This window comes from Anoxybacillus sp. ST70, from assembly GCF_019553625.1.
In the GTDB taxonomy this organism is placed as follows: Bacteria; Bacillota; Bacilli; order Bacillales; family Anoxybacillaceae; genus Anoxybacillus; species Anoxybacillus gonensis.
Map to the genome: position 1 here is coordinate 129,203 of NZ_JAHZOF010000002.1, position 22,615 is coordinate 151,817.

General features: G+C 40.5%; 20 protein-coding genes and 1 other annotated feature. All 20 genes read left to right on the forward strand.

Features of this window, described 5'->3' with window-relative positions; all coding sequences use genetic code 11:
• Positions 1 to 10: 10 nt before the first annotated feature.
• The 20 genes from dnaI to K1I43_RS03910 all read left to right on the forward strand — a co-directional run bounded on the left by dnaI (position 11) and on the right by K1I43_RS03910 (position 22,591).
• Positions 11 to 943, forward strand: a complete 933-nt coding sequence (dnaI, locus tag K1I43_RS03815) for a primosomal protein DnaI (RefSeq protein ID WP_019416701.1) — start codon at positions 11 to 13, stop codon at positions 941 to 943.
• A 62-nt stretch (positions 944 to 1,005) separates the two neighbouring features.
• Positions 1,006 to 1,860, forward strand: a complete 855-nt coding sequence (gene ytxC, locus K1I43_RS03820; protein WP_019416702.1) for a putative sporulation protein YtxC — start codon at positions 1,006 to 1,008, stop codon at positions 1,858 to 1,860.
• A gap of 297 nt (positions 1,861 to 2,157) precedes the next feature.
• Positions 2,158 to 4,089, forward strand: a complete 1,932-nt coding sequence (gene thrS, locus K1I43_RS03825) for a threonine--tRNA ligase (protein WP_019416703.1) — start codon at positions 2,158 to 2,160, stop codon at positions 4,087 to 4,089.
• A 118-nt stretch (positions 4,090 to 4,207) separates the two neighbouring features.
• Positions 4,208 to 4,331: a sequence feature (ribosomal protein L20 leader region), on the forward strand.
• A gap of 25 nt (positions 4,332 to 4,356) precedes the next feature.
• Entirely contained in the window at positions 4,357 to 4,899 is a 543-nt protein-coding gene (infC, locus tag K1I43_RS03830) for a translation initiation factor IF-3 (RefSeq protein ID WP_006323512.1), read from the forward strand.
• 19 nt (positions 4,900 to 4,918) lie between these two features.
• Positions 4,919 to 5,119 (forward strand): 50S ribosomal protein L35, encoded by a 201-nt coding sequence (gene rpmI / locus K1I43_RS03835; protein ID WP_003397838.1) that lies wholly within the window; start codon positions 4,919 to 4,921, stop codon positions 5,117 to 5,119.
• An 18-nt stretch (positions 5,120 to 5,137) separates the two neighbouring features.
• Entirely contained in the window at positions 5,138 to 5,497 is a 360-nt protein-coding gene (gene rplT, locus K1I43_RS03840) for a 50S ribosomal protein L20 (protein WP_003397837.1), read from the forward strand.
• Positions 5,498 to 5,558: 61 nt separating this feature from the next.
• Positions 5,559 to 6,047 (forward strand): dUTP diphosphatase, encoded by a 489-nt coding sequence (locus tag K1I43_RS03845; protein WP_009361819.1) that lies wholly within the window; start codon positions 5,559 to 5,561, stop codon positions 6,045 to 6,047.
• 55 nt (positions 6,048 to 6,102) lie between these two features.
• Complete coding sequence (locus K1I43_RS03850; protein WP_009361818.1) at positions 6,103 to 7,188, forward strand: M42 family metallopeptidase; 1,086 nt, start codon at positions 6,103 to 6,105, stop codon at positions 7,186 to 7,188.
• A 144-nt stretch (positions 7,189 to 7,332) separates the two neighbouring features.
• The gene (locus tag K1I43_RS03855) at positions 7,333 to 8,583 is read left to right on the forward strand and encodes an ABC transporter substrate-binding protein (RefSeq protein WP_136260287.1); all 1,251 of its coding nucleotides are present in this window, start codon (positions 7,333 to 7,335) and stop codon (positions 8,581 to 8,583) included.
• A gap of 126 nt (positions 8,584 to 8,709) precedes the next feature.
• Complete coding sequence (locus K1I43_RS03860) at positions 8,710 to 9,579, forward strand: carbohydrate ABC transporter permease (RefSeq protein WP_026011502.1); 870 nt, start codon at positions 8,710 to 8,712, stop codon at positions 9,577 to 9,579.
• Positions 9,579 to 10,397, forward strand: a complete 819-nt coding sequence (locus K1I43_RS03865; RefSeq protein ID WP_019416708.1) for a carbohydrate ABC transporter permease — start codon at positions 9,579 to 9,581, stop codon at positions 10,395 to 10,397. Before K1I43_RS03860 ends, K1I43_RS03865 begins: the two co-directional genes overlap by 1 nt.
• Before the next feature lie 20 nt (positions 10,398 to 10,417).
• Positions 10,418 to 12,631 carry an alpha-galactosidase gene (locus K1I43_RS03870; RefSeq protein WP_019416709.1) on the forward strand — a complete coding sequence of 738 codons (2,214 nt, stop codon included), beginning with the start codon at positions 10,418 to 10,420 and terminating at the stop codon, positions 12,629 to 12,631.
• Positions 12,632 to 12,657: 26 nt separating this feature from the next.
• Entirely contained in the window at positions 12,658 to 13,839 is a 1,182-nt protein-coding gene (locus K1I43_RS03875) for a galactokinase (RefSeq protein WP_019416710.1), read from the forward strand.
• Positions 13,836 to 14,822: a UDP-glucose 4-epimerase GalE gene (gene galE / locus K1I43_RS03880; protein WP_019416711.1), complete on the forward strand. Its 987-nt coding sequence runs from the start codon at positions 13,836 to 13,838 to the stop codon at positions 14,820 to 14,822. The genes K1I43_RS03875 and galE overlap by 4 nt, the downstream gene beginning before the upstream one ends.
• 2 nt (positions 14,823 to 14,824) lie before the next feature.
• Positions 14,825 to 16,336, forward strand: coding sequence for a UDP-glucose--hexose-1-phosphate uridylyltransferase (galT, locus tag K1I43_RS03885; protein ID WP_019416712.1), 1,512 nt, complete (start codon positions 14,825 to 14,827; stop codon positions 16,334 to 16,336).
• Between the two features lie 16 nt (positions 16,337 to 16,352).
• Positions 16,353 to 18,296 carry a beta-galactosidase gene (locus K1I43_RS03890; protein WP_019416713.1) on the forward strand — a complete coding sequence of 648 codons (1,944 nt, stop codon included), beginning with the start codon at positions 16,353 to 16,355 and terminating at the stop codon, positions 18,294 to 18,296.
• 22 nt (positions 18,297 to 18,318) lie between these two features.
• A complete protein-coding gene (locus K1I43_RS03895; RefSeq protein WP_026011503.1) occupies positions 18,319 to 19,338 on the forward strand; it encodes a LacI family DNA-binding transcriptional regulator in 1,020 nt (339 codons plus the stop codon).
• A 180-nt stretch (positions 19,339 to 19,518) separates the two neighbouring features.
• On the forward strand, positions 19,519 to 20,520 hold the full coding sequence (locus K1I43_RS03900; protein WP_019416715.1) for a Gfo/Idh/MocA family protein: 1,002 nt from the start codon (positions 19,519 to 19,521) through the stop codon (positions 20,518 to 20,520).
• Positions 20,521 to 20,549: 29 nt separating this feature from the next.
• Entirely contained in the window at positions 20,550 to 21,611 is a 1,062-nt protein-coding gene (locus tag K1I43_RS03905; protein WP_019416716.1) for an aldose epimerase family protein, read from the forward strand.
• Complete coding sequence (locus tag K1I43_RS03910; protein ID WP_019416717.1) at positions 21,608 to 22,591, forward strand: aldo/keto reductase; 984 nt, start codon at positions 21,608 to 21,610, stop codon at positions 22,589 to 22,591. Before K1I43_RS03905 ends, K1I43_RS03910 begins: the two co-directional genes overlap by 4 nt.
• The last annotated feature ends 24 nt before the right edge of the window (positions 22,592 to 22,615 follow it).

Sequence of the window (22,615 nt, forward strand, 5' to 3'; positions counted from 1 at the left end):
GGGATAAACGATGAAACCAATTCGGGAAACAATTCACCATTTGATGAATCGTCACGATTTTAAAGAGCGATATGAGGCGATGAAGCGCGACATTTTACGTGATCCTCATGTTCAAACATTTTTGCGTGGCCATCACGTGACGGATGCGATGTTAAATCGTCATCTCGGTAAATTGTACGAGTTTGTGCAACAAAGTAAGCATTGTGAACGTTGCCAAAGCTTAGAACAATGTCCGAACTTACTGAAAGGTTATACGCCTCATTTAATTTGGCAAGGGAAAAACATTGACGTGCAGTATGAGCGGTGTGCTCGTAAAGTGCAAGATGATGAACGAAAAAAGCAACAGTCGCTTATTCGTAGTTTATTTATTCCGCGCGATATGTTGCAAGCCTCGTTTGATAAGCTAGAAACGGACGATCTTGGGCGAATCGAAGCGATCGAGCTTGCGAACACGTTTGCATCGACATATGAAATAGGCAAGCGAATGAAAGGACTATATTTATATGGATCGTTTGGCATCGGAAAAACATATTTGTTAGCGGCGATGGCAAATGAGTTAGCCCAAAGGCACATTGCATCATTTCTTGTGTACGTGCCAGAGTTTGTTCGCTCGCTAAAATCATCACTTCAAACGGATGCATTTCAAGATACGATTGAATATGCAAAGCAAGTACCCGTTCTGATGCTCGATGATTTAGGAGCAGAATTAATGTCAAGCTGGTGGCGCGATGAGGTGCTCGGTCCGATTTTACAATATCGTATGCTTGAACATTTGCCGACATGTTTTACATCAAATTTTGATTTAAAACGTTTGACGCATCACCTTGCTCACTCACAGCGAGGGGAAGAAGAACAAGTAAAAGCGGCACGAATCATTGAACGAATTGTCTATTTAGCTACTCCGATTGAAATGAAAGGAAAAAATCGCCGAATGGAACTGTGATAAACAAACGGTGTTCCCCATATATATAAAACAAGCATGTTTCGGGAAAAGGGGGGGCACCGTTGATTTATATCGTATTTCAAAATGGACAAGATGCACAACGCCTATTTGCACAGTTAAGCAAAGCACCGCAACCATATGGGAAGTTGCTTTATGATGACAAGACGATTACCGTTTTTTTTCATGAACGGGATGTTGCGCATATGCGCGCATTGTTCATTCCTATTTTTGCTTCATGTATCATTCGAGCGTTTGAAGCGCGTTGGATTTTATCGATCATTTCGCGAACGTTTTTTTATGAAAATGAAGAAGAACAACAACAAATTTTGCAGCTTACGTATTCGTTTATTGACGGCGAAAGGCATGATTATCGTCTCGGAAAAAAGATGAATATACCGCGTGAGCAACTTATTGCTCAATCGTTACATGAATGTTTGCATGAAGGGGTGTTTTCGTTTGAGTCGCTTATGACTTTTCGCTTAAAGCCGTATTATGATCGGCTTATGCATTATGTCGAATTAGCGATTGACGAATATAAATTAGAACAAGAATACCAATCGTTTGTTCAACTGTTGCGCGAAATCGTGGTGTCGCGCCAGCCACAAATGAGCATTCTTCATTTAGTATATGAAAACGAAACGTTTCAATTTTTTGATGACCAATTTTTTCACTTGTCGCCTCAGCAATTAAAGCAGTTTATTGACCGTCGATTGATGGTGAGTCAGCCGATGTACATTGATACGTCTGTATTAGCGCCGCTCGTATCGATAGCGCCAGAAAAAATATATATGTATACAAATGTGACAGATGTTGGAATGATTCAAACGATTCAAAATGTGTTCCAAGAGCGAATGGAGCTGCGACCACCTCTTGATTTTCCAAAAAAATATGCTTATAATGACATACATAATGAATAAAGCAAAAAGTGATGATGAGGACATGGGTGTATTTTTACGGTTCACAGAGAGGGAAGGCATAGGCTGAAACCTTCCTAACACGAAAAATGCACTTACCACCTCTAAACTTCAGCAGTGAACAATGGGACGATCGCCCGTTTAGTAATTGCTGACGGTTTGCGCCGTTATCGAAATGAAGCCGTTTATACGCTCGATTTATATCCGTATAGACGGGAAGAAGGGTGGAACCACGAAACCAACTCGTCCCTCGTTTTTGGGACGAGTTTTTTTTATTTCTAAAAAAAGGAGTGAAAAGCTTTGGCGGATGTAGTAAAAATTACATTTCTAGATGGAGCAGTGAAGGAGTTTCCGAAAGGAGTGACGACGGAAGACATTGCAGCGTCCATTAGTCCAGGATTGAAGAAAAAAGCAATTGCAGGAAAGCTAAACGATCGCATGATCGATTTGCGAACACCGATTGAAGAAGATGGCGCCATTTCGATTATTACGCAAGATATGCCGGAGGCGCTTGACATTTTACGTCATAGCACAGCGCATTTAATGGCACAAGCGATTAAACGATTGTACAAAGATGTGAAGCTTGGTGTTGGCCCTGTCATCGAAAACGGCTTTTACTATGATATTGATGTCGATGTACCAATTACAGCAGAAGACTTACCGAAAATTGAACAAGAAATGAAAAAAATTGTGAAAGAAAACTTAGATATCGTTCGTCGAGAAGTTAGTCGTGAAGAGGCGATTCGTCGTTATACAGAAATTGGCGATCATTTAAAAATTGAGCTTATTCACGACATTCCAGAAGGAGAAATCGTCTCCATTTACGAACAAGGCGAATTTTTCGACCTTTGCCGCGGAGTGCACGTCCCATCAACAGGAAAAATTAAAGAGTTTAAACTGTTAAGCGTGGCAGGTGCATACTGGCGTGGTGACAGTAAAAATAAAATGTTGCAACGCATTTACGGTACGGCCTTTTTCAAAAAAGAAGATTTAGATGAATATTTACGTCTTTTACAAGAAGCGAAAGAGCGCGATCATCGCAAGCTCGGAAAAGAGCTCGACTTATTTATGACATCGCAAAAAGTAGGACAAGGATTGCCGCTTTGGCTTCCAAAAGGTGCAACTATTCGCCGAACAATTGAGCGTTATATCGTCGATAAAGAGCTGTCGCTTGGCTATCAACACGTATATACACCAGTGCTAGGTAGCGTCGAGTTATATAAAACGTCTGGTCATTGGGATCACTATAAGGATGGGATGTTTCCGCCAATGGAAATGGATAATGAACAGCTCGTCTTACGTCCGATGAACTGCCCACATCATATGATGGTGTATAAACATAAAATTCATAGCTATCGCGAGTTGCCAATTCGTATCGCAGAGCTCGGTACGATGCATCGTTACGAAATGTCAGGTGCGCTTACAGGATTGCAACGCGTTCGTGGAATGACATTGAATGATGCGCATATTTTCGTTCGCCCAGATCAAATTAAAGACGAGTTTAAGCGTGTCGTTAATTTAATTTTAGATGTATATAAAGATTTCGGTTTAACAGACTATTCGTTCCGTCTGTCGTATCGCGATCCGCACGATAAAGAAAAATATTATGATGACGATGCGATGTGGGAAAAAGCACAAAGCATGTTAAAAGAGGCGATGGACGAGCTTGGACTTGACTATTACGAAGCAGAAGGAGAAGCTGCGTTTTACGGTCCAAAACTAGACGTTCAAGTACGAACAGCGCTTGGAAAAGATGAAACGTTATCTACGGTTCAACTTGATTTCTTGTTACCGGAACGTTTTGACTTAACATATATCGGTGAAGACGGAAAACCGCATCGTCCGGTTGTCATCCATCGCGGTGTCGTATCAACGATGGAACGTTTCGTTGCCTTTTTAATTGAGGAGTATAAAGGGGCGTTCCCGACATGGTTAGCGCCTGTACAAGTACAAGTTATTCCTGTTTCCCCAGCTGTTCATATGGATTATGCGTATGAAGTAAAACATGCGTTACAAGCGGCAGGCATTCGTGTTGAAGTCGATGAGCGTGAAGAAAAAATCGGTTATAAAATTCGCGAAGCACAAATGCAAAAAATTCCGTACATGCTCGTTGTCGGCGATAATGAAGTAAATGAACGGGCAGTGAACGTGCGAAAATATGGCGAACAAAAAAGCGAAACGATGCCGCTTGATGCGTTCGTTGACTCTATCGTAAAAGAAGTGCGTAAATAAATAGTTGCATTTTCTCTCTATGTTTGTTATAGTTTTATTTGTTGTGATCAATTGACATCAGTTGACAATGTGTTTTGATATATGGTATATATGTTAGAGTAAAAGTAAATACTTGTTTGAACACAAGCAGAAGCACCCGCTTCTCACCTGATCGACGCCGCGTGGCTGTTAGCAGGTTTCATGACAAAGAAATGTTGTGAGCGAGACGTGTGGGTGTATTATGCCCACACGTTTTTTGTTATGTGCGTTCTGCTTTAACAAACAAGTTTGAAAAAACCGTGGAGGTGGCTAGTTATTAGCAAAGATTTTATTATTAATGAAAACATTCGGGCACGTGAAGTTCGTTTAGTCGATCCAAATGGCGAGCAGCTTGGGATTAAGACGAAGCAAGAAGCGTTAGAAATTGCAGCGCGTTTAAATTTAGATTTAGTGATGGTTGCGCCAAATGCGAAACCGCCAGTGTGCCGCATTATGGACTATGGCAAATTCCGCTTCGAGCAACAAAAGAAAGAAAAAGAAGCGCGCAAAAAGCAAAAAGTAATTAACGTAAAAGAAATTCGCTTAAGCCCAACGATCGAAGAACATGACTTCAACACAAAATTGCGCAACGCGCGGAAGTTCCTTGAAAAAGGAGATAAAGTAAAAGCGACGATTCGCTTTAAAGGACGTGCGATTACGCATAAAGAAATTGGTCAGCGCGTGCTTGATCGATTTGCTGAGGCGTGCGCGGATATTGGTACGGTTGAGACGGCTCCGAAAATGGACGGCCGCAGCATGTTTTTAGTGCTAGCACCGAAAAACGACAAATAACAAAAGGGAGGAACACCTTATGCCAAAAATGAAAACTCACAAAGGCTCAGCGAAGCGTTTCAAAAAGACAGGAACAGGTCAATTAAAACGTTCACACGCATTCACTAGCCACTTATTTGCAAACAAAACACAAAAACAAAAGCGTAAACTTCGTAAAGCAACGCTTGTATCAAAAGGCGATTTCAAACGCATTCGTCAATTGTTAGATAACGTAAAATAATTTTAGGAGGGAAATGTTATGCCACGTGTAAAAGGCGGTACAGTCACACGCAGACGTCGTAAAAAAATTCTTAAACTTGCAAAAGGATATTTCGGTTCAAAACATCGTTTATATAAAGTTGCAAATCAACAAGTAATGAAATCGTTAATGTATGCGTATCGCGATCGTCGCCAACGCAAACGCGACTTCCGCAAACTTTGGATTACGCGCATTAACGCTGCAGCGCGCATGAACGGTCTTTCTTACAGCCGTTTAATGCACGGATTAAAGCTTGCAGGAATCGAAGTAAACCGCAAAATGCTTGCTGATTTAGCAGTAAACGATGCAGCAGCATTCACACAACTTGCTAACATCGCAAAAGAAAACTTAAACAAATAATAAAGGAAATGACCATTCTCCCTTGAGGGGATGGTCATTTTTTATAAGAGGGGGAGAAAAAATGGATATAAAAAAATTATTTTCTATGCAGCGGCAATTAGATGAGCGAATTGAAACGGAGCGTGGTTTGCGCGGTGAACGTTTAGTGGAGCGCAAGTTGTTAGCTCTTCTTGTTGAAATTGGAGAACTTGCAAACGAAACACGTTGCTTTAAATTTTGGAGTTCGAAGCCGAAAGCGGCAGAAGAAACGATTTTAGAGGAATATGTAGACGGCCTTCATTTTATTTTATCGCTCGGGCTTGATCTTTCCCTTTATGAACATATCCAATGGCCACATGTGCAAGAAAGTAAACCGCTTGTTGAACAGTTTTTACACGTATTTGAAGCCGTTCAGACGTTTCGCAAAAAGATGGACGAAGAAGCATATGGTCAATTAGTGTATGCGTATGCACAGCTTGGTCATGCGCTTCAATTCAATGCTGAACAAATTGAACGAGCGTATGTCGCAAAAAACGAAGTGAACCATGAGCGACAAAGTCACAATTATTAACAACTGTCAAAATGTTTAGTATAATGAATGTTGTACATAGAGAGGAGTGACATACGTGAAAAAATTAGATGAAACGTTAACGATGTTGAAAGCGTTAACGGATGCAAAAGGTGTTCCGGGCAATGAACGGGAAGTACGTGAAGTGATGAAATCGTACATCGCTCCATATGCAGATGAAGTAACGACTGATCGTCTCGGCAGCTTAATTGCCAAAAAAGTAGGAAAAGAAAACGGACCAAAAGTGATGATTGCGGGTCACTTAGATGAAGTTGGTTTTATGGTCACCCAAATTGATGAAAAAGGTTTTATTCGTTTCCAACCGCTTGGCGGGTGGTGGGGACAAGTGATGCTCGCTCAACGCGTGACAATCGTCACAAAACAAGGTGATATTACAGGCATCATCGGCTCAAAACCGCCACATATTTTACCTGCTGAAGCGCGAAGAAAACCGGTGGAAATAAAAGATATGTTTATCGACATCGGAGCTTCTAGCCGTGACGAAGCGCTTGCTTGGGGCGTGCGCCCTGGCGATGCGATTGTGCCATATTTTGAATTTACAGTGATGAACAATGAAAAAATGTTGCTTGCGAAAGCATGGGATAACCGCATCGGTTGTGCGATTGCGATCGATGTGTTGAAACAATTAAAAGACGTCGAGCATCCAAACGTTGTATACGGCGTTGGTACAGTACAAGAAGAAGTCGGCTTGCGCGGTGCACGAACATCTGCTTTTGCGATTGAACCAGATATTGCATTTGCAGTTGATGTTGGTATCGCGGGCGATACGCCGGGCGTGTCAGAGAAAGAGGCGATGGGGAAACTTGGCGCTGGCCCGCATATCGTTTTATACGATGCAACGCTCGTTTCACATAAAGGATTGCGCGAATTTGTCATTCATGTTGCGGAAGAAATGAACATTCCATATCGCTTTGATGTGATGCCAGGTGGCGGAACAGACGCAGGTGCGATCCATATGACAATGCGCGGCGTTCCGGCGTTGACAATCTCCATCCCAACACGGTACATTCACTCCCATGCGGCGCTTCTTCATCGCGATGACTACGAACAAACAGTAAAACTATTAGTCGAAGTCATTAAGCGATTGGATGAAGAGAAAGTAAAAGAAATTACGTTTGATTAAGAGAAGAGAAGTCGACCTGTACACGGTCGGCTTTTTTCTTTTTTCAGAAAATTTTTATTGACGGAAACGAAAAAATTTACTAAAATTTTTACTAGTAGGCGAAAACGCTTACTAAAATAAATTCATTTCTAGGGGGAGATAACAATGAAAAGGAAAAGGATAATTGTGTTTGGAAATTTAATTGCTTCTATGATTTTACTTTTTTTGGTGGGATGTAAAGCGGAGGAGGTAGATGAAAAAGATAGTTCAAGTGAAAAAGTAAAAATCGAATTTTTTCATTATAAGTCTGAAGCGAAAGATACATTTGATGAATTAATTTCCAAATTTGAAAAAGAAAACCCTAATATCGACGTTGTTAACGCCAATCCGCCAGATGCTGAAACGGTTTTGAAAACTCGCGTTGCTAAGCGGGATATTCCGGATATCGTCGCTATTGGAGCAAACTCTACATTCGCTGAACTGTCCAAAGCAGGTGTATTTGTCGATGTAACGAACGCCACAGAACTTGATTCCATTCAACCTGCTTATATTGATATGTTACGCGATGTTACTGGATTAGAAAAAGTATACGCCATTCCATATGCAGCCAATGCAGATGGAATTATTTATAATAAAACGATATTTAACGAACTTGGTTTAACGGTTCCAAAAACATGGGACGAACTAATCGCTGTAGCTGAAAAAGTGAAAGCGGCTGGTAAAACGCCATTCTATTTCACATTCAAAGATGCTTGGACTACCTTGCCAGTCTATAACGCACTCGCTGCCAACACGCAAGGAGAGAATTTCTTCGATCAGTTGAATGATGGAAAAACAACTTTCCAAAAAGGATATAAAGAAGCAACTGAAAAATTTGTCCAATTACTAGAATATGGTCATAAAGATAACTTTGGCAAAGGTTATGCAGATGGGAACGTCGCTTTTGCCAAAGGTGAATCAGCGATGTACTTACAAGGAATTTGGGCTATACCGGAAATCCGAAAAGCAAATCCTGATATTGAACTAGGCGTCTTCCCTTATCCAGCTACAAATGATCCTGAAAATACGAAACTCGTTTCTGGTGTCGATTTACTTTTAGCTATTTCTAAAACGTCAAAACATCCAGAAGAAGCAAGAAAATTTGTAAACTTCTTACTTGATCCGGAAAATGCGAAATTTTACTTAAGCGAACAAAATGCATTCTCTGCCATTAAAGGTATTACACAAGAGGATCCTGCTTTAGATGGATTGAAAGAAAGTTTTGAAAAAGGAGCTCTCGTTGACTTCCCAGACCACTATATCCCACTTGCAGTCGGTTTAGAAAAACTTTTACAACAGCTTACGCATGATAAAGATGTAGAAAAATTCCTTAAAAACTTAGACGCCGAGTGGGAAAAAGTACAGGGTCGTAAATAAACGCATTTTGAGAGGGAATTAGGATTCAACCTAATTTCCTCTTCCCCTACATGAGGAGGAAAACATATGAAGAAGAGGGATATCGCACTTTCAACAAACAAACATATTCTTTTACCCGTAAAAAGCATGAAAAAGCCGAAAAATATTGCGATTTATCTTATGACGATACCTGCTGTTGTTCTATTTGCAACATTTCACACATTCCCGGCTATTCAAGGAATTTTCTACTCGTTTACAAACTGGGATGGCTTAAGCTTTGATTACGATTTTGTAGGATTAAAAAATTATCACTATTTATTTCAAGACGAAAATGTGCTCAACTCTTATCTTTTTACGTTTAAGTTTGCTTTTTTTTCAACTATTTTAGTAAATGTGTTAAGCTTATTAATCGCGATGGGGCTCAATGCAAATATTAAGTTTAAAAACTTTTTTAAGGCTGTCTACTTTCTGCCAAATATTTTAAGCGTCCTCATTGTTGGTTATATTTTCAACTACTTATTCGCCAATGTTATTCCTTTATTAGGAGAAAAATTAGGAATCGACTTTTTATCTACCAATATTTTGGGGAAAGAAAAATGGGCTTGGATCGGAATCGTCATTGTCGCTGTTTGGCAAGCTTGTGCGTTTAATACCATTTTATATCTAGCAGGCTTACAAACGGTTCCTGCAGAGTTGTATGAGGCTGCAAGTATTGATGGTGCTAATAAATGGCAAAGTTTTTGGCATATTACATTTCCAATGATAGCCCCTTTCTTCACAATTAATATGGTTTTAGCTATGAAAAACTTTTTGATGGTCTTTGACCACGTTGTGGCTCTTACTGGCGGCGGACCTGGCCGATCAACCGAATCGATTTCGCTTTTAATTTATAATGGCGGATTCCAAGGCGGTGAATTCGCTTACCAATCCGCAAACGCTGTCATCTATTTTATTGTCATTATGGTCGTATCGTTATTGCAAATTAAATTTCTACAAAAACGGGAAGTGGATATGTAATGAAAAAGAAAACAAATTGGTTCGTCACGTGTTTAATTGTTATCGGATCATTGTTCATTTTGTTTCCTTTATATATGGCTATTTCAATCGCTTTAAAAACACCAGAAGAGTTAGCGCATTCCGTCTTTTCGCTGCCAATCGGACTACACTTTGAAAACTTTACAAAAGCAATCGAAGCAACGAACTTTTTTCAAGCATTTAAAAATAGTGCGTTTATTACCATTACCACTGTCATTTTTACCATTTTAACAAACTCGATGGTGGCTTACGCCATTGCTCGAAACATGCATCGTAGATTTTTCAAAATCTTGTATTACTACTTTGTCAGTGCATTATTCATCCCGTTTCCGATCATTATGTTACCGATCGTTAAGCAAACATCTGCATTCGGTATGAACAATCCAAGCGGTTTAATTTTTCTGTACATCGTTTATGGAATTGCCTTTAACATTTTTATCTATGTCGGATACATTCGTTCCATTCCAAAAGAACTCGAAGAAGCTGCCATCGTGGATGGATGCAGCACGTGGGGCGTTTTTTGGAAAATTGTCTTTCCGCTTCTAGCACCGATTAACGCAACCATCGGTATCCTTACTTGTTTATGGGCATGGAACGACTTTTTATTGCCTTTAGTCATATTAAGCGACCAAGACGATATGACTTTACCATTAGTCCAATACGTGTTTCAGTCTGAATTTGGCACAGATTATAACTTGGCATTTGCCTCCTACTTAATGGCACTTTCACCAATGATTATCGTTTACTTGTTTGCGCAAAAATGGATTATCAGCGGAGTAATAAGAGGCGCAATTAAATAAAAAATAATGGGGGATTACCAATGGCGATTACGTTCGATTCTATAAACAAAACATTTCACTTACAAGCAAAAGACACAAGCTATGTTATGCAAATTTTCCGCGACGGGTATTTAGCCCATCTTTATTTCGGGAAAAAAGTTCGCAACTATCACCATTCGAATAAATTACAGTTTTTAGATCGAGGATTTTCTCCTAATCCAGACCCATCTGATCGAACATTTTCATTAGATACATTGCCGCAAGAATATCCAGCATACGGCAATACAGACTTTCGCACACCTGCTTATCAAATACAACTTGAGAATGGGTCTACTGTATCGGATTTGCGCTATAAAACACATAAAATCTACAAAGGCAAGCCGAAATTAAACGGATTGCCAGCGACTTATGTCGAAACAGAAGATGAAGCGGAGACGCTGGAAATCGAGTTAGAGGATGATAACACCAAGCTAAAAGTAATCCTTTCTTATACCGTATTTGAACATTTCAATGCGATTACACGTTCCGTTCGCTTTGAAAATCAAGGTTCAGAAAATATAAAAATTTTACGTGCGTTAAGCATGAATATCGATTTTCGCGATGCGAACTTCGATTTTCTGCATCTTTCAGGCGCACATTGTCGAGAGAGATATATGGAAAGAAAACCACTTTTTGTAGGTACTCAATCGATCGAAAGCCGAAGAGGGGCAAGCAGTCATCAACAAAACCCATTCATCGCGCTGTTGAGAAAAAATGCCAATGAAGACGAAGGCGAAGTATTTGGCTTTAGCCTCGTGTACAGCGGCAATTTCCTTGCACAAGTGGAAGTTGATCAATTTCACACAGCACGTGTGTCGCTAGGAATTAATCCGTTTGATTTTACTTGGCTATTAGAGCCTGGCGAAGCGTTTCAAACACCGGAAGTGGTGATGGTCTATTCCGATCAAGGACTAAACGGGATGTCGCAAACGTTTCATCGACTATACCGAACTCGTTTAGCCCGCGGACCATTCCGAGACAAAGAACGTCCAATTCTTATTAACAACTGGGAAGCTACCTATTTTGATTTTAACGAAGAGAAAATTTTGGAAATTGCGAAAGCAGGTAAAGAATTAGGAATCGAGTTATTTGTATTAGATGACGGTTGGTTTGGTAAACGGGACGATGATAAAAGCTCTTTAGGAGATTGGTTCGTTGACAAAAGGAAGCTTCCAAATGGATTAGCAGGACTAGCTACAAAAATCCGAGAGATGGGAATGCAGTTTGGACTATGGGTTGAACCGGAGATGATTTCGGTCGATAGCGATTTATATCGCAAGCATCCAGACTGGTGCCTCCATGTTCCAAAACGGCCGCGTTCAGAAGGACGTAATCAGCTTATTTTAGATTACTCACGTAAAGAAGTGTGTGATTACATCATCAAAGTAATGTCCGATATTTTATCAAGCGCCCCCGTTTCCTATGTGAAATGGGATATGAATCGTCACATGACCGAAATCGGATCTGCTGCCTTGCCGCCAGAAAGACAAAGAGAAACAGCCCACCGTTATATGTTAGGGTTGTATCGCGTAATGGAGGAAATCACCTCCAAGTTTCCGCACGTTTTATTTGAAAGTTGTTCAGGAGGAGGCGGGCGTTTTGATCCAGGGATTCTTTATTACATGCCGCAAACGTGGACGAGCGACAATACAGATGCGATCTCTCGTTTAAAAATTCAATACGGCACAAGTATCGTTTATCCAATCAACGCAATGGGAGCGCATGTGTCAGCAGTTCCAAACCATCAAGTTCATCGCATCACTTCACTGGATATTCGCGGGCATGTGGCGATGTCAGGAAACTTTGGCTATGAACTCGATTTAACGAAATTAACCGATGAAGAGAAGGAAAAAGTGAAAGAGCAAGTGGCCTTTTATAAAGAAATTCGCCGTTTAGTGCAATATGGCAACTTTTATCGAATCCTAAGCCCATTTGAAGGAAATGAAACGGCGTGGATGTTCGTTTCAGAAGACCAATCTGAAGCGGTTGTCGCTTACTTTAGAGTATTAGCGGAGGCGAATGCTCCACTTTCTTCAATTCTTCTAAAAGGGTTGGATCCGAATAGACAATACTATCTAATTGGAAAAGGAGTTGAAGAAGGAGAAGTATATGGTGGCGATGAGTTAATGTATGTGGGATTAAATGTTCCATATCTTGAAGGGGATTTCGTGAGTTTTATTTGGGTATTAAAAGAATGGAAGGATAATGAGTGTTAAAACTAATAATCAAAGTGGTGTTTTAAATGATTAAGCAATTAGAAAATGAATATATAAAAATATTTCAAAGGGAATATGGAAGATTTTTATTTTTCTTCGCCCCCGGTCGTGTCAATTTAATCGGTGAACATACTGATTATAACGGAGGGTATGTGCTCCCTTGTTCATTGCATATCGGAACGTATGTAGTCGCTCGATTAAATGATGATGGGATGATTCGGCTCTATTCCAAAAACTTTCATGACGATGGAATCGTTTCGATAAGAAAGGACGAACTCGCCTATGACGAGTGTCATGGATGGGCGAATTATCCAAAGGGAATCATCCAAGCGCTTATGCCGAAACATGTTCAAAAGGGCATTGACGTCTTATACTATGGCAATATTCCGAATGGGGCAGGGCTATCTTCTTCTGCTTCTATCGAGCTCGCTACCGCCGTTATGTTGAACGAGTTGTTTCAACTTCGTATGGAGATGATGGAATTAGTAAAAATTAGTCAAAAAGTAGAAAATGAATATATCGGTGTGAATTGCGGGATTATGGATCAATTTGCGGTCGGAATGGGGAAAGCAGGACATGCGTTATTGCTTGATTGCCAGACACTGAAGTACCAATATTTGCCCCTTTCTTTAGAAGATTGTTCGATTGTTATTGCAAATACAAATAAAAAGCGAGGGTTAGCGGATTCAGCATATAACGAGCGCCGTGCGACATGTGAACAGGCGCTTGCCAAATTACAGCGCTATGTAAGCATCCACTCTCTTAGTGATTTAACGATCGAGCAGTTTAACGAATATGCACATGTTCTTTCACCGATAGAACAAAAACGAGTGCGTCATGTCGTTTCGGAAAATGAACGAACGAAACAAGCTGCCTCTGCTTTACAAAAGGGAGATTTGCATACATTTGGACAATTGATGCGCAAATCACATGAATCATTGCGTGATGATTACGAAGTGACGGGAAAAGAGTTAGATACGCTCGTGGAGGCAGCGTGGAAACATAAAGGGACGATTGGGGCACGCATGACAGGAGCGGGGTTTGGCGGTTGTACAGTAAATATTGTAAAAGACGATCATATTCCGTCGTTTATCGAAGAAGTTGGGAAAATGTATGAAATGGAGATAGGGTATGCACCAAGTTTTTACGTAGCGAAAATTGGTGACGGGGCGAAACAACTGACAAAAGAAGGGGAGAGCATGCGATGATTCTCATTTGTGGGGGAGCAGGATATATCGGGAGTCATGCCGTGTATCGTTTCATTGAAAAAGGAGAACAAGTCGTTGTTGTCGATAATTTACAAACCGGGCATCGAAAAGCTGTTCATTCAGATGCGCTGTTTTACGAGGGAGATATTCGTGATCGTCACTTTTTAAGCGACATATTTAAAAAGCATGAAATAGATACAGTGATTCATTTTGCGGCTCATTCCCTTGTTGGAGAAAGTGTCCAAAACCCATTAGCTTATTACAACAATAATGTTTATGGAACAGAAGTGTTACTTGATGTCATGAATGAACATGGCGTAAAACAAATTGTATTTTCCTCAACAGCGGCTGTGTATGGGGAACCAAAACATATCCCTATTCAAGAGGAAGATGAAACAAATCCTGAAAGTCCGTATGGTGAAACAAAACTAGCAATGGAAAAAATGATGAAATGGGCGAACATTGCATACGGTATTCGTTACATTTCTTTACGATATTTCAACGTCGCAGGCGCGTATGGAACGATGCTTGGCGAAGATCATCGCCCTGAGACACATGTCATTCCTCTTATTTTACAAGTGCCGCTAGGAAAACGAGAAGAGTTTCATATTTTTGGAGATGACTACGACACATATGACGGCACTTGTATTCGCGATTACATTCACGTATTAGATTTAGTAGATGCTCATATGTTAGCGGTGGAAAAACTAAGAAAGGGTAGTGAAAGCGTCGTATACAATTTAGGAAATGGCAACGGGTTTTCTGTCAAAGAAGTCGTTGAAGCAGCACGTCGTGTCACAGGGCATCCGATTCCCGCCAAAATTATGCCGAGACGCCCTGGGGATCCTGCGCGCTTAGTTGCTTCATCCGAAAAAGCGAAACGTGAGCTTGGATGGAAGCCAATATATACAACAATAGAAGAAATTGTTTCTTCGGCATGGGAGTGGCATAAAGCGAATCCGAACGGGTATGAAGAGGTGTAGCGATGGTAAACATTTATGAAGAAATTGAAGCACTTATTCAGTATGCACTTTATCATCGTTTAATTGAAAAAGAAGATGTCATTTATACGCGCAATCGACTGCTAGCTTTGTTAAAGCTGGATGAATGGAAACAAGTAGACGTTACCCCCTCCTCCGACCGTCCACTTGTTTCGATTTTACAACATATCATGAATTGGGCGGAAGCGCATGGGCGATTTGCTGGAAAGACAGTGACAGAACGTGATTTATTTGATACAGAAATTATGAATTGTTTTGTGGCCCGTCCGTCTACGATTATTCAAACGTTTTATGAGAAATATAAACGAAATAAGCAAGAAGCAACAACTTGGTTTTATGAACTGAGTCAAGCGTCCAATTACATTCGTGTAGACCGAGTGATGAAAAATAGACGATGGAAAGTGCGAACGAAATACGGCGATATGGATATAACGATCAACTTATCTAAGCCGGAAAAAGATCCTCGAGATATTGCGCGCATGAAGGAAACAAAAGAGCAACATTATCCTCCTTGCTTGCTATGTATTGAAAATGAAGGGTATGCTGGAACGATTCGACATCCTGCGCGAGCGAACCATCGGATCATTCCTGTTGAGTTATGCGGCGAACGTTGGTTTTTTCAATATTCACCTTACGTTTATTACAACGAGCATTGCATCGTGCTTCGCGATAAGCATGTACCGATGAAAATGGAAAGAAAAACATTTGAGCGGTTGCTTGATTTTGTCGATCAATTTCCTCATTACTTTATCGGTTCAAACGCGGATTTACCTATTGTAGGAGGATCGATTTTATCGCACGATCATTTTCAAGGTGGACAATATACATTTGCGATTGAAAAAGCTTCAGCTGATTTTTCGTTTACACTCGCTGCTTATCCTCACGTACAAATGAGCGTCATTCGTTGGCCTATGTCAGTGATACGTATACGCGGAGAAAAACAAGATGTGTTAGAAGTTAGTGATTTTATCTATAAAGAATGGCAAACGTATAGCGATCCGAAAGTGGATATATATGCACAAACAAACGATGTACCGCATAATACGGTCACGCCAATTGCTCGTAGACGCGAGAAGTTGTACGAGATGGATATTGTGTTAAGAAACAATCGCACATCAGAAAAATATCCGTATGGTATTTTTCATCCGCATGAGGAATTGCATCATATTAAAAAAGAAAATATCGGTTTAATTGAAGTCATGGGATTAGCTGTATTGCCTAGCCGATTAGCGAATGAATTAGAGACGATTGCAACATACATGAAAAATAACACACGAAGAGAGCAATGGGATTCGTCATTATTGAAACATTGGGAATGGGTGCAAGAGATTATGGAGAGACATCCGCTCATCGATGATGTACATGAGCTATTAAAAGAAGAAGTAGGAAAACGATTCGAACAAGTGCTTGAACATGCGGGTGTATTTAAACGAACGGAAGAAGGAAAGGAAGCGTTTTATCGTTTTATTCGTCATATTCAAGAAAAACATAGATAAAGACGGAGGAGAAACCATGTATGTAGGAGTGGACTACTATCCAGAATATTGGCCAAAAGAAATGATCGATGAAGATATTCAAGGAATAAAAGAGCTTGGAGCTAACATCGTTCGTATTGGGGAATTTTCTTGGCATTTAATGGAGAAAGCAGAAGGGAATATTGACTTTTCTTTTTTCGATGAAGTAGTAAAAAAGTTGAAAGAAAACGGGCTTTCGATCATGTTTGGTACGCCGACCGCAACGTTTCCAGCTTGGCTAGCAAAAAAGCACCCAGATATTTTATCGAAAGACGAATATGGACGTACTCGTGTATTTGGGGGACGACGACAATATTGTTTTAATTCGAGAACGTATCGCTCATATGCAGCCAATATAACGGAACAACTTGTTAAACATTACAAAGATGAGGAAGCGATCGTTGCTTGGCAAATCGATAATGAATTTGGACATGAAGGAAGCGATATGTGTTATTGTGAACAGTGTCATCGTGAGTTTCAGCAATTTTTGAAAGAAAAATATAAACAAATTGACGCATTAAATGAAGCGTACGGAACAATTTTTTGGGGGCAGACGTATAACGATTTTTCAGAAATCCCAATGCCAACAAAAACAATAACAACGCATAACCCGTCTTTGCAGTTAGATTGGGCACGTTTTCGTTCGTTTTCAGTCAATCGTTTCGCTCATGAAATGACAAACATCGTCAAAAAATATAAAGGTTCTCATCAGCAAGTAACGACAAACGTATCTGGCGGATTTTTTAATAAATGGTTTGATCACGAAGAAAATGTGCGCGAAATGGATTTTGTATCGTACGATAACTATCCGGTATGGGGAGGACTAGATGAGCCGATTTCTCCTGCGGCGATTGCGATGAGTCATGATTTTAATCGCGGATTGCTCGGAAAAAATTATTGGATTGTTGAAGAGTTAATGGGGGCTCAAGGACATGAGATGATCGGATATTTACCGCGACCGAATCAAGCAAAAATGTGGTCGTATCAAGCGTTCGCTCATGGATGTACGAATATGTTATATTTTAGCTGGCGAGGAATGGATCGAGGGGCCGAGCAATTTTGTTATGGCATCGTTGACCATAGCAACGTACGAGGTAGAAAATATAAAGAAGTACAATCTGTTTTTTCACATATTCCGACATTTGAACACGTATTACAGTCGCCAATTCAAGCGCATATTGCTGTTTTATATGATTATGATAACATTTGGTCGTGGCGTTTTCAGCCGCAAAGTAAGGCGTTTGACTTTACAACCGAACTTCTTCGGTTATATGAGCCGTTTTATCGCTTAAATGCAAATATTGACGTCATTCCTGTTTCACGGGATTTTTCAAAATATAAAGTACTTATCGTTCCTGTATTACAAATCATTGACGAACAATTAGCAGAAAAATTGAAAATGTTTGCTCGTCGTGGCGGGACAATTATATTTTCTTTTCGAACAGGGCTAAAAAATAAACAAAATAATATTCATTTTAAACATGTATTACCTGCGCACGTCAGTGATCTTATCGGTGCGCATATTCATGAAGTAGAATCTCTAGCATATCGTCATGTTCCAATCATCGGTGAAGGAAGATGGCAAGGTAAAAAGGCGATGTGCTCCGTATGGCGAGATTTGCTTGAACCAACAACAGCTAATGTATTATATCGATATGACGATCCGTTTTATCCTCTCGCTGCGATAACTGAAAATGAATACGGTGATGGGAACGTCTATTACGTTGGAGGAGGAGTAGATGTTCAAGCGCTTCGTGACATGGCTAAAGAAGTTGTGCAAAAGCATAACATATGGCATGTAGAAAGCGCAGAAGGTGTCGAAGTATATCGACGTGTATGTGAAGATGTGGAGTATCTATTCATTTTAAATCATACCGATCAAGAGAAACAATTTGGCGATTTGGTTCTAAGACCGTATGATAGTCAAATCGTTAAAATTTAGCATAAATAAAGGAGTGGCATCGATGGCTACATTGAAAGAAATTGCCGAGAAAGCAGGGGTTTCGGTCGCCACTGTATCGCGTGTACTAAACTACGATACAACGTTATCCGTCTCGGATGAAACGAAAAAGCGCATTTTTGAAATTGCCCAAGAGCTGAACTATAAAACGCCTAGAGAACGCAATCAAATGAGTGCAAAAGACCGACTTCGCTTTGGGGTGGTCAACTGGTATTCGGAATCTCAAGAGCTTGACGATCCATACTACATGGCTGTGCGCCTTGGTGTTGAAAAGGAATGTTTTCGCCGCCAAATTGAGTTAGTCAAGTTATTTAAAAAAGAAGGCTCGTATGAATCGGAGTGGTTGACAGGGTTAGATGGGATTATAGCGGTCGGGAAGTTTGGGAAAAGGGAAATTGACTTGTTTGCATCTGTTACCGACCATATCGTTTTTGTTGACTATTCGCCTGATGAAGATCGCTTTGATTCTGTCGTTGTCGATTTTCGAAAAGCGACAGCTCGCGTTCTTCAATATTTAATTGATCTCGGTCATAAACATATCGGCTATATTGGAGGGCGTGAATATGTTGATGACGGTCATTTAATTCAAGATGAGCGTGAGCGTACATTTTACGAATATTTATATTTGCGAGGTATGTTTATTCCAGAATATGTATTAACAGGGCGTTTTATTGCAGAGGATGGGTATATGTTAATGAAACAAGCACTTCAGCTGCCGAATCGGCCAACTGCGTTTTTTATTGCAAGCGACTCGATGGCTATTGGAGCGTTGCGGGCGTTGCATGAAGCAGGAGTTGATGTTCCAAATGAAATTACAGTTGTCGGTTTTAATGATCTCCCTACATCAAAATTTGTTCAGCCTCCATTATCCACTGTGCAAGTTTACACAGAATTTATGGGAGAAACAGCGGTTGAATTGCTTGTCGAACAAATTCAAACGAAAAGAGAGATTCCGAAAAAAATTGTTGTTCCGACGAAACTTGTCGTAAGAGAAAGCAGCTGTGCTTATACAGTAAAGAAATAGCTTCCGCTTTGGCGAAAGCTATTTCTTTATATAACAAATAAGTTAATTAGTTTGTTTATTGAACAAACTAAAATGTTGCTGTTATAATTAAGAAAATGATAATTAAAGAAAATTCAATATTTTTGAGAGGACTGACAGTACAGCTGGTTTCGGTCTTTATCTACACGAGGAGTGAATGAAATGTCAAAAAAAGTACGGTGGGGAATTTTAAGCACGGCTCATATTGCAAGGGAGACGATGATTCCAGCTATTCAGCGTGCAGAGAACGCAGAAGTTGTAGCTATTGCTAGTGGAAATGATAGAGTACACGAGATCGCTGAACGCTTTCACATTCCTAAGGTATACAGTACTTATGAACAGTTATTGAATGATCCCGAGATTGATGCTGTATATATTCCGCTTCCTAATCACATGCACATGAAATGGACAATCAAGGCGACAGAACATAAAAAACATATTCTTTGTGAAAAGCCAGCTGCTTTATGTGAAGACGATGTTCGAAGAATGGTAGAGGTTTGTAGAGAAAATAGTGTCATCTGGATGGAAGCATTTATGTATCAATTCCACCCGCAACATAAGAGAGTAAAAGAGATAATGTCATTAGGAGAAATAGGAATTGTAAAAAGTATGAGAGCAAGTTTTTCTTTTTATCTTGTCGAGCGAGAAAATAATATTCGAATGGAGAAATCACTCGGAGGAGGAAGTTTATTAGATATAGGATGTTATTGTGTCCATTCGATCCGTTCTTTGTTACATGCAGAACCAGTTATTTTGTCTGTTCGCTCCACTTTTGATCACATGAAAGGTGTAGATATAGTCACAAGTGGTTGGCTAAAGATGAGCAACGGCGTGCATGCTTTATTTGATTGCAGCTTCGATATGTTTTCCCGCAATGAATATGAAATTATCGGAACGAAGGGAAAAGTAACCGTTCCGCGGGCGTACCGTCCTGACATACAACAAGGCAACGGTTTAATCATCATCCAAACGGATGACGGAAAAACGCGGGAAGAAGTAGTAAACGGCGACCAATACCGTCTACAGGTGGAGCACTTTTCACAATGTATCCTCGCTGGAACAACGCCAAGCTATTCGGACGATGCGATCATCCAACAAGCGAAAGTGTTAGATGCGTGCCGCATGTCAGCGGAAACAGGAAAAGTGGTCGAGTTAACCGTTTAAGCAACGTACGAAGAAAGGTAGGAAGAGGGATGAGAATTGTACAGGAACAATGGACGGAAGTAGATGGCCGTCCGATTATCGCCTATACCTTTACGAACGATAACGGGATGGAAGTGACGTGTTTAAATTATGGGTGCATCATTACAAAAATATTGGCTCCTGACAAACACGGAAACTATGAAAATGTTGTCTTAGCGTTCAATGAGTTTTCTCCGTATCTTACAAACAGCCCGTATTTCGGAGCGGTGATCGGAAGAGTGGCGGGAAGGATAAAAAATGCCTCTTTTGAATTAAACGGAAAAACCTATACGTTATACAAAAATGAAAACGGCAACCATTTACATGGCGGCAAAAAAGGATTTCATCATGCCATTTGGCAAGGAGCGGGATTTTCTAAAAAGGAGGAAGCCGGCGTCCAATTTTCGTATACAAGTGTCGATGGAGAAGAAGGTTATCCGGGCAATGTAGACGTTCAAATCACATATACGTTAAATAACCAAAACGAGTTCATTATTTCTTACCGTGCGACTTCTGACCAAGACACGCCGCTCACGTTAACGAACCATACGTATTTTAATTTGAGCGGCAATTTAAAAAGCGATATTTTACACCATCGTTTAAAAATCAAGAGCAATCAGTTTTTAGAGCTGGATAATGAGTTTATTCCGACCGGTGTGCTTTTAGATGTGGCGAATACGCCTTTTGACTTGCGTGAAGGAAAAACAATCAAAGAAGGCGTGGAAGCAAATCATCCGCAAATTGCTTTAGTCGGGCAAGGGTATGATCATCCGTTTTTATTAAATGCTCATCACGACGAAGAAATCGTTTTGTTCGACCCAAAAAGCGGACGAACATTACTAGTAGAAACAGACGAACCAGGGGTAGTAGTATATACGGGCAATCAGCTTCCGGATGAAATAAAAGTAAACGGAGTGCCATCGCGAAAATATTTAGGCATTTGTTTAGAAACGCAAGCATTGCCGGATGCGGTACATCATCCGCATTTTCCTTCTTGCATTTTGCGAGCAGGTGAAGTGTATTCATCTGTTACGAAATATACGTTTCGTGTACATGAGGAGGGAGAAAGATGAACTATCGTCGGTTAGGAAACACAGAACTGGAAGTGAGCGAAGTAAGTTTCGGAACGTGGGTGATTGGCGGTTCTTGGGGGCAAACAGATGATAGTGAAGCATTGAAAGGGTTGCAGCGGGCGATTGATGCTGGTGTCAATTTTTTCGATACGGCAGATGTTTATGGCGACGGTCATAGTGAAGAACTTCTAGCAAAAGCGACAAAAGGAAAAGAGGACGACATTTATATCGCCACGAAATTTTGTCGGGCGGGGGACATTCATGATTTTCGCACCTACTCCGAAGAAAACGTGCGGAAATATTGCGAAGGAAGTTTAAAGCGCTTGCAACGTGAACGCATCGATTTATATCAAATTCACTGCCCGCCGTTTGAAGTGTTAAAAGATGGTCGGGTGTTTGAAGTGTTGGATAAGCTGCAGCAAGAAGGAAAGATTCGCTATTATGGCGTAAGTGTCGAAACGGTGGAAGAAGGGCTGTTTTGTCTAACGAATCCGAACGTGAAAGCATTGCAAGTCATTTTTAACATTTTCCGCCAAAAACCGTTAGAACAATTGCTTCCGCAAGCAAAAGCACAAGGTGTCGGGATATTGGCGCGGCTGCCGTTGGCAAGCGGATTATTGACAGGGAAATTTAAAAAAGATACAACATTCGCCGAAAATGATCACCGCCATTTTAATCGAGATGGGCAACACTTTAATGTTGGCGAAACGTTCGCTGGGCTTGAGTTTCATAAAGGGGTAGAGCTCAGTGAACAGCTAGCGTGGATCGCAGACGGCAGAGGCAATATGACAAGAGCCGCATTGCGCTGGATTTTAGATCATGACTCCGTTACATGCGTCATCCCAGGCTTTAAAACGGTACAGCAAGTCGAAGACAATTTGCAGGCGCTCAACGTCCCGTCCTTTAGCGAAGAAGAAAAGGAACGGTTAACAGAGTTTTATAAAAATGAAATCCATCCGTTTATTCGCGGGGCGTATTAAGAAAAAGGCATCCAGCTCGTTTGG

Coding starts and splice junctions, on each gene's coding strand:
- dnaI (WP_019416701.1), top strand. CDS start 11: ATGAAACCAATTCGGGAAACAATTCACCATTTGATGAATCGTCACGAT.
- rpmI (WP_003397838.1), top strand. CDS start 4,919: ATGCCAAAAATGAAAACTCACAAAGGCTCAGCGAAGCGTTTCAAAAAG.
- rplT (WP_003397837.1), top strand. CDS start 5,138: ATGCCACGTGTAAAAGGCGGTACAGTCACACGCAGACGTCGTAAAAAA.
- K1I43_RS03845 (WP_009361819.1), top strand. CDS start 5,559: ATGGATATAAAAAAATTATTTTCTATGCAGCGGCAATTAGATGAGCGA.
- K1I43_RS03855 (WP_136260287.1), top strand. CDS start 7,333: ATGAAAAGGAAAAGGATAATTGTGTTTGGAAATTTAATTGCTTCTATG.
- K1I43_RS03860 (WP_026011502.1), top strand. CDS start 8,710: ATGAAAAAGCCGAAAAATATTGCGATTTATCTTATGACGATACCTGCT.
- K1I43_RS03865 (WP_019416708.1), top strand. CDS start 9,579: ATGAAAAAGAAAACAAATTGGTTCGTCACGTGTTTAATTGTTATCGGA.
- K1I43_RS03870 (WP_019416709.1), top strand. CDS start 10,418: ATGGCGATTACGTTCGATTCTATAAACAAAACATTTCACTTACAAGCA.
- K1I43_RS03875 (WP_019416710.1), top strand. CDS start 12,658: ATGATTAAGCAATTAGAAAATGAATATATAAAAATATTTCAAAGGGAA.
- galE (WP_019416711.1), top strand. CDS start 13,836: ATGATTCTCATTTGTGGGGGAGCAGGATATATCGGGAGTCATGCCGTG.
- galT (WP_019416712.1), top strand. CDS start 14,825: ATGGTAAACATTTATGAAGAAATTGAAGCACTTATTCAGTATGCACTT.
- K1I43_RS03890 (WP_019416713.1), top strand. CDS start 16,353: ATGTATGTAGGAGTGGACTACTATCCAGAATATTGGCCAAAAGAAATG.
- K1I43_RS03895 (WP_026011503.1), top strand. CDS start 18,319: ATGGCTACATTGAAAGAAATTGCCGAGAAAGCAGGGGTTTCGGTCGCC.
- K1I43_RS03900 (WP_019416715.1), top strand. CDS start 19,519: ATGTCAAAAAAAGTACGGTGGGGAATTTTAAGCACGGCTCATATTGCA.
- K1I43_RS03905 (WP_019416716.1), top strand. CDS start 20,550: ATGAGAATTGTACAGGAACAATGGACGGAAGTAGATGGCCGTCCGATT.
- K1I43_RS03910 (WP_019416717.1), top strand. CDS start 21,608: ATGAACTATCGTCGGTTAGGAAACACAGAACTGGAAGTGAGCGAAGTA.